Source organism: Denitromonas halophila (assembly GCF_007625155.1).
Lineage (GTDB): Bacteria > Pseudomonadota > Gammaproteobacteria > Burkholderiales > Rhodocyclaceae > Nitrogeniibacter > Nitrogeniibacter halophilus.
The window spans coordinates 183,632-195,438 of record NZ_VMNK01000003.1; the positions used below are offsets into that span (position 1 = coordinate 183,632).

Here is an 11,807-nt window from a genome sequence, read left to right on the forward strand (position 1 = left end):
CATCAGTCAGTCGGTAGAAACAAGGTTTCCTTGATCTCTTCCATCACCACCGAGCTGCGCGATTCGGTCGCGCCCGGCAGCTTGAGCAGGATGTTGCCCAAGAGTCGACGATACTCGCCCATCTGGCTGATGCGCGCCTTGATGAGGTAATCGAACTCGCCCGACACCAGATGACACTCCATCACCTCGGGGATGAAGAGCATCTCATGCTTGACCTTGTCGAACACATCGCCCGACTTGGCGGACAGCTTGATCTCGACAAACACCAGCAAGGGCTTGCCCAGTGCGACCGGATTGAGATGGGCGTGATAGCCAGTAATCACCCCATCGCGCTCGAGCCGGCGCACCCGCTCGGTACACGGCGTACTCGACAAACCCACCTTGTCGGCAAGTTCAGTCATCGGCAGGCGGCCGTTTTTCTGAAGCAGATCGAGGATTTTCCGGTCCAGACGATCGAGCTCGCGCATTTCACCTCTCCATGACTAGAAACGGCCGAAATAAAGTGATTGTCTAACAAATCGTCTTGATATTAAGTGAAATTCACTGCAAACAAGGCAATAAAGTAGCGAATCACAACATCAGCGCACCAGGAAGCTCGTCATGGACGTTATCGTACTCGGAAGCGGCGTCATCGGCACCTCCACCGCCTATTACCTCGCCCGCAACGGCGCCCGCGTCACCGTGCTGGAGCGCCAACCCGGCCCCGCGCTGGAGACCAGCTACGCCAACGCCGGCCAGGTCTCGCCGGGCTACTCTACCCCGTGGGCCGCGCCGGGCATCCCGCTCAAGGCCATGAAGTGGCTGTTTCAGCGCCATGCACCGCTGGCCATCCGCCCGGACGGCACGCGTTTCCAGCTCGAATGGATGATGGCCATGCTGCGCAACTGCGCGGCCGACCGTTACACCGTCAACAAGTCGCGCATGATGCGCCTGGCCGAATACAGCCGCGACTGCCTGCGCGGTCTGCGTGCCGACACCGGCATCGACTACGAGAGCCGCAGCCGCGGCACGCTGCAGCTGTTCCGCACCCAGGCCCAGGTCGATGCCGCCAAACGCGACATCGAGGTGCTGATGGATTTCGGCGTGCCCTTCGAGCTGCTCGACCGCGACCAGGTCGCCGGTGCCGAGCCCGCGCTGGCGCATGCCCGCGACAAGCTTGCCGGCGGCCTGCGTCTGCCCAACGACGAGACCGGCGATTGCCATCTGTTCACCCGCCGCCTGGCCGAGATGGCCACCGAGCTGGGTGTCGACTTCCGCTTCGATCAGGACGTGGCCGGCCTGCTCACCGAGAACAATCGCATTACCGGTGTGCGCGTCGGCAACGACGTGCTGCGCGCCGACCGCTACGTGCTGGCCTTCGGCAGCTACAGCCGCGACCTCCTCGCCCCGCTCGGCCTCAAGCTGCCGGTGTATCCGGTCAAGGGCTACTCACTGACCATCCCGATGACGAACGCCGAGGCCGCACCGGTATCGACCGTGCTCGACGAAACCTACAAGGTCGCCCTCACCCGCTTCGACAACCGCATCCGCGTCGGCGGCATGGCCGAGCTGGCCGGCTTCGATCTGTCGCTCAACCCGCGCCGCCGTCAAACGCTGGAGATGGTGGTGAACGACCTGTTCCCGGGCAGCGGCGATGTGCCGGCCGCCGAGTTCTGGACCGGTCTGCGCCCGATGACGCCCGATTCAACGCCGATTGTTGGCACCACCGGCTACGGCAACCTGTTCATCAACACCGGTCACGGCACCCTGGGCTGGACGATGGCCTGCGGATCGGGCAAGCTCGTTGCCGATTTGGCCACCGACCGCCATCCGGACATTTCCACCGATGGGCTGTCGCTGGACCGCTACACTCGCCCAGAACAGCCCCGCATGGCGCCTCGCCTGCAGGGCGCCCATCGGAGTGCCGTGTGAGTCGACCTGCCATCGCCCGCATTGACCTGAGCGCACTGCGCCACAACTACCGTCTGGCGCGCAGCCGCCACGGCGGGCGGGCACTGGCCGTCATCAAGGCCAACGCCTACGGCCACGGCGCCGTCACCTGTGCCCGCGCGCTGGCCAGCGAGGCCGATGCCTTCGCGGTCGCCATCGTCGAAGAGGCGCTGGAGCTGCGCGACGCCGGCATCCGCCAGCCCATCCTGGTGCTCGAAGGCGCCTTCGGCCCGGACGACCTCGCCCACGCCACCATGCACGACCTGTGGATGGTCGCGCACAACGCCGAACAACTCGCCCTGATCGAAGCCCACCGCAGCATCCGCCCGCTCACGGTGTGGCTGAAAATGGACAGCGGCATGCATCGCGCCGGCATTGCGCCGGCCGACTACGCCGCCGCCCACGCCCGCCTGCGCGCGCTGCCGCAGGTCGGCCCGATCGTGCTGATGACCCACTTCGCCCGCGCCGACGAGCCCAACGAAGCCGCCACGGCCGATCAGATCGCCACCTTCGACCGCGCCACGGCGAATCTGCCGGGCGAACGCAGTCTGTGCAATTCCGGCGGCATCCTCTGCTGGCCGGCCGGCTATCGTGACTGGGCACGCCCCGGCATCCTGCTCTACGGCGCCGACCCGATGCCGAGTGACGATCACGGCCTCAAGCCCGTGATGACGCTCGAAAGCGCAATCATGAACATCCGTGACCTCGCCCCCGGCGAAGCCCTGGGCTACGGTGGCCGTTTCGTCTCCGACACCCCCACGCGGGTCGGCCTGGTCGCCATGGGTTATGCCGACGGCTATCCGCGCGTGGCGCCCACCGGCACGCCGGTGGCGGTCGACGGCCAGCTCACCCGCGTCATCGGTCGCGTGTCCATGGACATGATGACCGTCGACCTCACCGACCTGCCGGCCGCCCGCATCGGCAGCCGGGTCGAGCTCTGGGGCAACACCGTGCCGATCAATACCGTCGCGCATGCGGCGGGCACCATCGCGTATGAGCTGCTGTGCAACATCAAACGCGTGCGGCGCGACTACATCGGCTGATCGCCCTGCGCGCACCGGCGCCACTCGCCGCCGGCCGCGCAGCCGCCTATACTCGGTGAGCCAACACGCCTCGCGGTCGTCCAGTGACGGTCGGGTGCCTTGCCGGAGCCTGCCATGCGATCTGCTTTTTACGCCGTCCTGCCAGCGCTTTTTGCCACTGCGGCAATGGCGGCCGAACTGCCCAAGGGCGACTGCCTGACCCCGGCCGCCGGGCACGATCTGACCGCCTGTGATTTCACCGGGCGTGATCTGTCGGGGCTGGATCTGAGCGGCGCCCACCTCGACAACGTGCGCTTTACCGACGCCCGCCTCAACGGCACCCGACTCAACAAGATCACCGCCAAGTGGGCCAACTTTCACGGCGCCCAGCTCAAGGGCGCGCAACTGGCCGACGCCGATCTGTTTCATGCCATTTTCGACAAGGCCGACCTGTCCGGTGCCCAGCTTCAGCGCGCCAACCTGTTCGGCGCCAACCTGATCGCCACCCGGGCACCTAAGGCCGATTTTAGCGGCGCCTTCCTCAAGGATCTGCTGATACCCGAAGCGGACTTGAGCGGTGCCATCCTGCGCGACTGTAATGCCCTGCGCGCCGTGCTCACCGACTCCATCCTGATCGGCGCCGACCTGTCCGGCAGCAACTTCACCGGCGCCGATGGCGAATCGGCCGATTTTTCGTCCGCCGTCCTGCACGGCACGCGTCTCGGCGGCGCCTCGCTGCGCGCGGCTATTTTCCGCGATGCCGACCTCACCGACGCCGACTTCTCGCACGCCACCATCACGCAAGGCGACTTCACCGACGCCAAAAACCTGCCGCAGACCGTCACCGACCTGCTGATCGGGCCGCACATCGGCGTGTTCACCCGATAAGCGTCGGGCCAGCGCGTTTTCAGATACTGCGCGCGGTCAGGACGAGCGCACGAAAAACAGCGCTCAGGACAACCCGGCCATCAACGCCTGGTATTCAGCCTCGATCTCGTCGGCCAGCGCAATCAGCTCGGGATCATTCAATGCCGGATAGCCCTCGGCGGTCGCCTTGCCGCTGGACAACCAGCCAGCCATCCCGCCCGCCAACTGGTTGGCGACGTAAACGACCTCTTCAAGCGTGCGCACGCCGTAGTCAAGCGCGTGCGGTTGGTCGTGCTCACGCGTGGCCTGGATGATGTGCTCTGGCAGACCGAGCGCGCCCATCAAGGACTCCCCGATGCTCTCGTGCCACTGGGCGATGAGGTGTCTGACCGAGTCCGGCCGGATGCGCATCTCTTCATATTGCGCCGCACGGTAGAGCATGTAGAACGCGCCCAGGTCGTGCACCAGCCCGGCCATCATCGCCTCTTCACGATTCACCCGCGTGAGCCGGCCTGCCACCACGCGCGCGGCGGCGGCCGTGCGCAAGGTGTGCATCCACAAGGCCTTGGGCAACTCACCGAAGCAGACCAGATCCTTGGAACGCAGCAGTTGGTCCATGGCGATCGAGATCGCCAGCGTGCGCGTCGCCTCCAGGCCAATCCGCATGACGGCGGCGTCTACATCGGTCACGGTGCGGCCGCCCGGATTGTAGGCCACCGAATTGGCCATCCGCAGCAGCTTGACCACCACCAGCGGCTCCATGCCGATCATCTGCGCGACCTTGCGTACCTGCACATCGGGGTCGCGCAGGGCGTTGCGGATCTTCAGCGCGGCATCGAAACAGGTCGGGAAGGAAACATCCTTCGCCGACAACTCGCGAGCAATGTCTTCGAGCATGCGAAAACGCTGAGCCGCGAGCGCCGCGTCTTTTTTGTCGATATTCGGATCGTCGGTGAAATGCTCGGTCATGGTCCTTGCCGCTTGCTGCCACCTGCGGGGCGACATCCTCTCATACCCGCTTGAACTGCGCGCACTGACGCGCTCAGGCCGCGACTGACACCACCGCCGGATCATCGCCATGATCGATCAGGATCGCGCGCACCCGGGCCTGCCACAAGGCACCGAAGGTCGCCGTCTCCTGCGGCGAGGCCTGGCCCGACAGCACCCGCGACATCAGCGGCCGCATCGCCGGGTCGGCCGGCACGCCGCTGGCGTCGTAGCGCACCGACACTTTCTCGCCGGTATCGCACCGGGTCAGCGCCAGCGCGTGCGCCACCGGCTGCGAAAAATGCAGCAGATTGCGCCGGTCGAACTGGCCCGCCAGCCCATGAAATCCACTGCGCTCGGTGGCGCCGGTAATGAAGGACAGCACATTCGCGATCACCCCGGTCACGCCCTCATCCACCGACGCGGGCAAATCCACCCGCACATCGCCACGCACCGGTAGCGCATCGCCGTAAAGCGCCTGCAAGCCCGTGCGCGCCATGAGGTAAGCGCCGGCCACGGTGGGGCAGGAATGGCCGGCCAGCTTAACCACCTCACGGTAACCAATGTCGTACACGCCGTCATCAAACGCCCCCAGCAAGGCGGCCAGCGGGTCGCGCAGACGGATGGGTGCGACCTGATCAAAAAAATCTGCGGACATGAACCCCCCTCGTTTCATTTCAAAAAAGCCTCACACGCGCCCCCCCGGACGCCGCCAAATGTTACGCCTGTGAGGCCGGTATCGCCCGCCAACCTCAGTCTCACTTGCGCTGCGTCAAACCGTCGCGCAGCGCGGGCGGCGATACTTCAGCCATCCCTGATTTGTCGGTTTGCCATGGTCACTCGTCTCTTTCGCTCTGCCCTGCTCGCCCTCTGCCTGCCTGCGCTCGCGTTCGCGGACGAGCCCAATCTCGACAACGGTCGTGAAGTCAACGGCACCTGTGCGGCTTGCCATGGCGAAAACGGCCAGGGCGGCAAACAGGGCGAATACCCGCGCATTGCCGGCCAGAGCGCCAAGTTCATCGAGTTCACGCTCAAGAGCTTTCGCGCCCGCGAGCGCATCAACCTGCCAATGTTCCCCTACACGCAAGAGCGCGAACTGCCCGACGAGGACATCCGCGACATCGCCGCCTACCTGGCCGCCATCGAGCTGCCGACCCGGCCACCGAAGTTCAAGGACACCGACGACGCGCTGACCCGCCTCACCGCCATGCAAAAGGTGATGCTCATCCCGCGCGTCGAGGGCGACATCGCCGCCGGCAAAACGCTTTATGAATCCCGCTGCACCACCTGCCATGGTGACGACGCCCGCGGCAAGCGGCTGGTGCCCATGCTCGCCGGTCAGTACAGCAGCTACCTCATGCGTCAGATGCAGAGCTTCCAAGCGGGCGAGCGCCCGCACGACGAAGAAAAGCCCGGCGAGGGCGTGCTCAAGGGCCTCAAGGAAGCCGAGCTGCAAAACATGCTGGCCTATTTCACCACCCTCCAGAACATCGAGGACAAGTAATGAAAACCACTCTGCACGTCGCCATTCTGCTCGCGCTATCGGCCCTGTTTGCCATCACACCGGCACGTGCTGCCGATGTCGGCAACGAGCTGATCACCGAGCTGGGCGCAGCCAATGGCGTGGCCCTGGCCTGCAAGCACACCACCAACATGTCAGCCATCAAGGTCGTCATGATCCACACCGTACCCAAGACCCGCGCCAACGGCGAAGTGTTCGAGGCCGCCACCAATGAGGCCTTCCTCGGCCAGAGCGGCGAGCCCTGCCCCTCCGAGACCGAGCTGTCGCAGCGCGTGCATGGCATCGACACCCGCCTCAAGGCTCACTTCAAGTCGCAGGGCTGATGCGCCTCCGCCCCCTGTTCGCCGCAGCGCTGCTGGCGCTGGCCAGCCTGGGCGCCGCCGCGGCCGCACCGGACGACGACGCCCAGCCCCTGCGCCCGCGCTACCTGCTGATGGACGCCAAGGGCCGCGCGGTCACCAACGAAACCTTTCCCGAGCAATTTCAGCTCATCAGCTTCGGCTACACCTTCTGCCCCGATGTGTGCCCCACCACGCTGGCCGAAGTCGCCGACGTCATGAAGCAACTCGGGCCGCTGGCCGAGCGGGTGCAGCCGGTGTTCATCACTGTCGACCCGGTGCGCGACACCCCGGTCAACCTGCAGCAGTACGCCGACTTCTTCGATCCGCGCATCATCGGCCTCTCCGGCTCGCCGGCGCTGGTCGCCAAGGTGGCGCAGAACTACAAGGTGCGCTACGAGATCGTGCGCGAGCCCGATGCCGCGCCCGACGCCTACACCGTCGACCACTCAGCCGGCATGTACGTCCTCGCCCCGGGCGGCAGCTTCGTCAAGAAATTTGCCTTCGGCACCCCCGTCAGCCAGATCGTCGACGACCTGCGCCAGCTCATCGAACAGGCCCCCGCACCGCGCCCATGAGCCGGCGCGCGTTACAATCGGCCCGAACGCGCGGCCAAATGGCCGTGCCCGGCCACCGAACCGAAACACACCCGCGCCCATGACCGCACCCCTGGACGACACCTTCGGCTATCAGAACGTCGCCCCTGCCGAGCGGCAGCGACGCATCCGCCACGTCTTCAACGCCGTGGCCGGCCGCTACGACCTGATGAACGACATGATGAGCTTCGGCATCCACCGCCTGTGGAAGCGTCGCTTCGTGCGTGATCTGCCGCGCGACGGACTCATCGTCGACCTGGCCGGCGGCACCGGCGATGTCGCCCGCCTGATGGCCGGCGAACCCGGCCGCACCCTGGTGGTGTGCGACCCCAGCCTGGCCATGATGCAGGCCGGCAGCGCCCGCGCCGATGCGCCGGCGCTGCGCTGGCTCGGCGGCGAAGCCGAACGCCTGCCCTTTGCCGATGGCAGCGTGCAGGCGCTCACCGTCGCCTTCGGCCTGCGCAACACCACCCACCTGGCCGCCGCACTGGCCGAGATCCACCGCGTGCTGGCACCGGGCGGGCAGTTCGCCTGCCTCGAGTTCTCGCGCCCGCAGTGGTGGCTCAAACCCTTCTACGACGCCTACTCTTTCCTCGTCATCCCGCGCCTCGGCGCCTGGGTGGCCAAGGCGCCGGAAGCCTATCAATACCTGGTCGAATCCATTCGCCGCTTCCCCGACCAGCGCGCCTTCGCGCAGATGGTGACCGAGGCCGGCTTTGGCGAGGTGCGCTGGCGCAATGTGTCCTTCGGCATCGCCTGCATCCACACCGGCCGCAAGCCCAAGACGGAGGGCGCAGCATGAACCTGCGCTCCGGCACCGGCATGGCCGACACCGGCCGACGCGGTCTCAAGCTCGGTCTGTGGTGGATGGCCATCCGGCCTCGCACCCTGTCCTTGTCCGCCATTCCGGTGGTCGCCGGCAGCGCGCTGGCCTGGCACGAAGGCGCCAGCGTCGTTTGGCTGCCGCTGATCGTCGCCCTGCTCTGCGCCCTGCTCATCCAGGCCGGCACCAACCTGTTCAACGACGTCGGCGACGCCCTGCGCGGCAACGACGGACCGACCCGACTCGGCCCCGCGCGGGTCACCGCCTCCGGCCTCGCCACGCCCGGCCAGGTGCGCCGCGCCGCGCTGGCCACGTTTCTGGCCGCGCTGCTCGGTGGCATCTACCTGGTGGTGGTTGGCGGCTGGCCGATCCTTGCCATCGGGCTGGCCTCGCTGGCTGCCGGCTGGGCCTACTCCGGCGGGCCACGGCCGCTGTCCTACACCGCCTGGGGCGAAGTCTTCGTGATGCTGTTTTTCGGGCTGGTCGCCGTCGCCGGCAGCCACTATCTGCAAAGCAGCGGGTTCACCGTGTCCGCGCTGTGGCTTGGCCTGGCGTTGGGTTGCCACGCGGCAGCGGTGCTGTTGGTCAACAACGTGCGCGACCTCGAAGCCGACCGCCGCGCCGGTCGCCGCACCCTGGCCTCTGTGCTCGGCACCGGGCCCGCCCGTGGCCTCTACGCCGTCCTCATGCTGGCGCCGTTTCCGTTGCTCGCCCAGCAACTTGGCGTGATCGGCGTCGGCGCCGCCTGGCTGGCCCTGCCGGTGTGCCTGTGGCTGGCGCTGCGTTTCCGCCACCAGCCACCGGGCGCGCAGATGAACCACCACCTGGCACGCACCGCGCAGGCCCAACTGTTGCTCGGCGCGCTGCTGAGCATCGCGCTGCTGTGGTAAACCGGACCCACCGACCATGATCAAGATCCTGCTGCCCCTGGGCCTCGCCTTCATCATGTTCAGCCTCGGGCTGGGCCTGAAACTGGCCGATTTCCGCCGGGTGATGACCCGCCCCGACGCGATCGCCCTCGGCCTGCTGGCGCAGATCCTGCTGCTGCCGCTGACCGCCTGGCTGATCGCCACCGGCCTGAATCTGGCGCCGGAAGCCGCTGTCGGGCTGATGATCCTCGCTGCCTGCCCCGGCGGCGTCACGGCCGGCATGGTGACGCATCTGGCACGCGGCGAAACTGCCTTGTCAATCAGCCTGACCGCACTGACCAGCATCGCCGCCTTCATCTCGGTGCCACTGATCGTCGGCATCAGCCTGACCCACTTCATGGGCGAATCGGCGACCGTGCAACTGCCCCTCGGCCAGACCGTCGGCGGCCTGTTTCTGATCACGCTGCTGCCGGTCACCCTCGGCCTGTGGCTGAACGAAACCGAACGCATCGGCGTACGTCACACCGTCGTGATTCACCGCGTCGCCACCGGGCTGTTTCTGCTGATCGTGCTGTTCACCTTCGCCAGCCAGTGGCCGGCGATGGCCAAGCACTTCCCCAGCGTAGGGCCGGCCGCCTTGCTGCTCAACCTGATCACCATGGCCACGGGCGCTGCCTTGGGCGCGCTGGTGCGGCTCGACAGCGCCGGCCGCGTCGCACTCTCCATGGAGTGCGGCATGCAGAACAGCGCGCTCGGCATCACCCTCGCCGTCAGCCTGCTGGCCGCCCCGGCGCTGGCGGTACCGGCGGTGATCTACGCCTTTTTGATGAACATCACCGCCTTTGCGGTGATCGCCGTCCGCCGCGCACGACATCAGCCGGTCGCAGGCTAAGCCAGGCCGAGCAAGACCACGCCGGCCACCATCAGGCCGGCGCCGGCCAGCCGCGACGCACTCACCGCCTCGCGCAAAACCCGTGCCCCGATCAGCACGCCAATCAGCATCGACACCTCACGCACCGGCGCCACATAGCTCAAGGGCGCCATCGTCATCGCCTGCAACACCAGCAGATAGGCAGCAGGCGAGAGCACGCCGATCATCAGAATATGACGCAGGTTCCGCCGAACCTCCGCACGAAAGATCGTGCGCCGGGCCAGCATCTGTGGCGCCAGGAACACCGTGCGCACCATCAGGCCGAGGCTGTAATACAAGATCACCGGCACGCCAATCGCCTTGACCGCCCAAGCGTCGATCAAGGTGTAGCCCGCGATGCACACGCCGGTCATCAGCCCCCAGTGAATGCCGGGCAACAAGCCGGGCGAGGCCACCACCGTGCGCACCACGCCGCCGATCAGAAACAAACCGGCCAGCACCGCGCCAATGCCCAGCCAGCCAACAAGCGACGGGTTTTCGCCAAACCACAGCATGGCGCCGAGCACCGCAAACATCGGCCCGCTACCGCGCGCCACCGGGTACACCACCGAAAACTCACCGACCCGATAGCCGCGCAGCAGCACCAGGTTGTAGACGATATGCACCACCGCGCTGGTCGAAATCGCCAGCCAGGCGTGCGCGCCGAGCACCTGCGGCAAGTCCAGCCACAGCCAGGCGGCGACCGGCGCCGTGACCAGCACGCTGACCATATTGAAGGCCCAGACAAACACCACCCCACCCGCCGCCCGCTTGGCCGACAGGTTCCACACGGCATGCAACACCGCGCCGGCAATCACTAGCATCAGGGCTTCCAGGCTCACGGCAACGCCACCTTTGCGCGTCAAGATAGTCTTTCGACATGATGCAGCCTGGCGGCCCAGCGCGCCAGCCTCAACGCGGCAAGCGCCCGGGCAAGCGGATAGAATGCCGCCTTTGCGCTACCACCCCGCCCGACCATGTCCGCCACCACCGACGTCATCATCCTCACCGAAGATCGCTACACCACGCCCGACCCCCGCGACTGGTATCAGCAGCAGATTGCCACCGAGGACGGCCTGGTGGCCGACGCACTGCGCGCCCGTGGCCAGCGTGTCGAACGTCGCTCCTGGGCCGACCCCGACATGCACTGGCGCGAGACCCGCTGCGCCCTGTTTCGCAGCACCTGGGATTATTTCGACCGCTTTGACGAGTTCAACCGATGGTTCGACAAGGCCGCCGCGCAGACCCGCTTTTTCAATGATGCGGCCACGCTGCGCTGGAACATGGACAAGCGCTATCTGGCCGAGCTGGGCGCCGCGGGCGTGGCCATGGTGCCCACGGTCTATGTCGAACGCGGCGAGGCGACGAGGCTGGCCGACATTCTGGCCGCACAAGGCTGGTCCGAAGCGGTGTTCAAGCCCGTGGTGTCCGGCGCCGCGCGGCTCACCTACCGTATCAACACCGAAAACGCCGCCACCCATGAAGCGATCTTTTCCAACTGCGCCGCCGCCGAGGCGATGATGGTGCAAGCCTTTGAGCCGGCCATCGTCAACGACGGCGAGCTGTCGCTGATCGTCATCGACGGCCTCACCACCCACGCCATCCGCAAGACCGCCAAGGCCGGCGACTTCCGCGTGCAGGATGACCACGGCGGCACCGTGCACGCGCACGCACCGGCCGACGACGAACGCGCTTTTGCCGAAGCCGCCGTACGCGCCTGCGCCACGCTGCCACTGTATGCGCGAGTCGATTTCGTGCGCCGCGGGCCGGACGATTTTCGCCTCATGGAACTCGAATTGGTCGAGCCCGAACTGTTCTTCCGCTTCCACCCACCAGCGGCCGACGCCCTCGCCGAGGCCATCATCAGACGCCTGGCCGACGCAAGCGAGGCCTGAGGGCAAGAATCAATTTTTGCCAAAATGCCGAATTCCGACGGCTTTTTCC

The 11,807-nt window shown here is 66.6% G+C and carries 14 protein-coding genes; 10 read left to right on the forward strand and 4 right to left on the reverse strand.

The window, feature by feature from the left end:
- Positions 1–2: 2 nt before the first annotated feature.
- A complete protein-coding gene (locus FHP91_RS02920) occupies positions 3–467 on the reverse strand; it encodes a winged helix-turn-helix transcriptional regulator (RefSeq protein ID WP_144176318.1) in 465 nt (154 codons plus the stop codon).
- Positions 468–600: 133 nt separating this feature from the next.
- Between FHP91_RS02920 and FHP91_RS02925 the strand changes: the two genes are divergently transcribed.
- The 3 genes from FHP91_RS02925 (at position 601) to FHP91_RS02935 (ending at position 3,839) form a co-directional block, all read left to right on the forward strand.
- Positions 601–1,911 carry a D-amino acid dehydrogenase gene (locus FHP91_RS02925; RefSeq protein ID WP_144308167.1) on the forward strand — a complete coding sequence of 437 codons (1,311 nt, stop codon included), beginning with the start codon at positions 601–603 and terminating at the stop codon, positions 1,909–1,911.
- Positions 1,908–2,972 (forward strand): alanine racemase, encoded by a 1,065-nt coding sequence (gene alr / locus FHP91_RS02930; protein WP_144308168.1) that lies wholly within the window; start codon positions 1,908–1,910, stop codon positions 2,970–2,972. The genes FHP91_RS02925 and alr overlap by 4 nt, the downstream gene beginning before the upstream one ends.
- Before the next feature lie 114 nt (positions 2,973–3,086).
- Positions 3,087–3,839 (forward strand): pentapeptide repeat-containing protein, encoded by a 753-nt coding sequence (locus FHP91_RS02935; RefSeq protein ID WP_144308169.1) that lies wholly within the window; start codon positions 3,087–3,089, stop codon positions 3,837–3,839.
- Positions 3,840–3,902: 63 nt separating this feature from the next.
- Here the strand turns inward: FHP91_RS02935 and FHP91_RS02940 are convergent, their stop codons facing one another.
- Entirely contained in the window at positions 3,903–4,787 is an 885-nt protein-coding gene (locus tag FHP91_RS02940) for an HDOD domain-containing protein (RefSeq protein ID WP_186301427.1), read from the reverse strand.
- 73 nt (positions 4,788–4,860) lie between these two features.
- A complete protein-coding gene (locus tag FHP91_RS02945; RefSeq protein WP_144308171.1) occupies positions 4,861–5,463 on the reverse strand; it encodes an FmdE family protein in 603 nt (200 codons plus the stop codon).
- 174 nt (positions 5,464–5,637) lie between these two features.
- Here FHP91_RS02945 and FHP91_RS02950 point away from each other — a divergent pair, with 174 nt between their 5' ends.
- The 6 genes from FHP91_RS02950 to FHP91_RS02975 all read left to right on the forward strand — a co-directional run bounded on the left by FHP91_RS02950 (position 5,638) and on the right by FHP91_RS02975 (position 9,845).
- Positions 5,638–6,309, forward strand: coding sequence for a c-type cytochrome (locus tag FHP91_RS02950; RefSeq protein WP_144308172.1), 672 nt, complete (start codon positions 5,638–5,640; stop codon positions 6,307–6,309).
- Entirely contained in the window at positions 6,309–6,650 is a 342-nt protein-coding gene (locus FHP91_RS02955) for a hypothetical protein (RefSeq protein ID WP_144308173.1), read from the forward strand. The genes FHP91_RS02950 and FHP91_RS02955 overlap by 1 nt, the downstream gene beginning before the upstream one ends.
- On the forward strand, positions 6,650–7,243 hold the full coding sequence (locus FHP91_RS02960; protein WP_144308174.1) for an SCO family protein: 594 nt from the start codon (positions 6,650–6,652) through the stop codon (positions 7,241–7,243). Before FHP91_RS02955 ends, FHP91_RS02960 begins: the two co-directional genes overlap by 1 nt.
- A gap of 79 nt (positions 7,244–7,322) precedes the next feature.
- Complete coding sequence (locus FHP91_RS02965; protein ID WP_144308175.1) at positions 7,323–8,063, forward strand: class I SAM-dependent methyltransferase; 741 nt, start codon at positions 7,323–7,325, stop codon at positions 8,061–8,063.
- A complete protein-coding gene (locus tag FHP91_RS02970) occupies positions 8,060–8,974 on the forward strand; it encodes a 1,4-dihydroxy-2-naphthoate polyprenyltransferase (RefSeq protein WP_246116201.1) in 915 nt (304 codons plus the stop codon). The genes FHP91_RS02965 and FHP91_RS02970 overlap by 4 nt, the downstream gene beginning before the upstream one ends.
- 16 nt (positions 8,975–8,990) lie before the next feature.
- Positions 8,991–9,845: a bile acid:sodium symporter family protein gene (locus tag FHP91_RS02975; protein WP_144308176.1), complete on the forward strand. Its 855-nt coding sequence runs from the start codon at positions 8,991–8,993 to the stop codon at positions 9,843–9,845.
- Here the strand turns inward: FHP91_RS02975 and FHP91_RS02980 are convergent.
- Positions 9,842–10,687, reverse strand: coding sequence for a DMT family transporter (locus tag FHP91_RS02980; RefSeq protein ID WP_144308177.1), 846 nt, complete (start codon positions 10,685–10,687; stop codon positions 9,842–9,844). The genes FHP91_RS02975 and FHP91_RS02980 overlap by 4 nt on opposite strands.
- 153 nt (positions 10,688–10,840) lie before the next feature.
- On the opposite strand from FHP91_RS02980, the gene FHP91_RS02985 reads away from it, so the two are divergent.
- Positions 10,841–11,758 (forward strand): ATP-grasp domain-containing protein, encoded by a 918-nt coding sequence (locus FHP91_RS02985; protein WP_144308178.1) that lies wholly within the window; start codon positions 10,841–10,843, stop codon positions 11,756–11,758.
- Positions 11,759–11,807 lie beyond the last annotated feature (49 nt).

Excerpts from the sequence above, each read along its gene's own strand:
- FHP91_RS02920 (WP_144176318.1), bottom strand. The coding sequence starts at position 467 with ATGCGCGAGCTCGATCGTCTGGACCGGAAAATCCTCGATCTGCTTCAG.
- FHP91_RS02925 (WP_144308167.1), top strand. The coding sequence starts at position 601 with ATGGACGTTATCGTACTCGGAAGCGGCGTCATCGGCACCTCCACCGCC.
- FHP91_RS02935 (WP_144308169.1), top strand. The coding sequence starts at position 3,087 with ATGCGATCTGCTTTTTACGCCGTCCTGCCAGCGCTTTTTGCCACTGCG.
- FHP91_RS02940 (WP_186301427.1), bottom strand. The coding sequence starts at position 4,787 with ATGACCGAGCATTTCACCGACGATCCGAATATCGACAAAAAAGACGCG.
- FHP91_RS02945 (WP_144308171.1), bottom strand. The coding sequence starts at position 5,463 with ATGTCCGCAGATTTTTTTGATCAGGTCGCACCCATCCGTCTGCGCGAC.
- FHP91_RS02950 (WP_144308172.1), top strand. The coding sequence starts at position 5,638 with ATGGTCACTCGTCTCTTTCGCTCTGCCCTGCTCGCCCTCTGCCTGCCT.
- FHP91_RS02955 (WP_144308173.1), top strand. The coding sequence starts at position 6,309 with ATGAAAACCACTCTGCACGTCGCCATTCTGCTCGCGCTATCGGCCCTG.
- FHP91_RS02960 (WP_144308174.1), top strand. The coding sequence starts at position 6,650 with ATGCGCCTCCGCCCCCTGTTCGCCGCAGCGCTGCTGGCGCTGGCCAGC.
- FHP91_RS02965 (WP_144308175.1), top strand. The coding sequence starts at position 7,323 with ATGACCGCACCCCTGGACGACACCTTCGGCTATCAGAACGTCGCCCCT.
- FHP91_RS02970 (WP_246116201.1), top strand. The coding sequence starts at position 8,060 with ATGAACCTGCGCTCCGGCACCGGCATGGCCGACACCGGCCGACGCGGT.
- FHP91_RS02975 (WP_144308176.1), top strand. The coding sequence starts at position 8,991 with ATGATCAAGATCCTGCTGCCCCTGGGCCTCGCCTTCATCATGTTCAGC.
- FHP91_RS02980 (WP_144308177.1), bottom strand. The coding sequence starts at position 10,687 with ATGCTAGTGATTGCCGGCGCGGTGTTGCATGCCGTGTGGAACCTGTCG.
- FHP91_RS02985 (WP_144308178.1), top strand. The coding sequence starts at position 10,841 with ATGTCCGCCACCACCGACGTCATCATCCTCACCGAAGATCGCTACACC.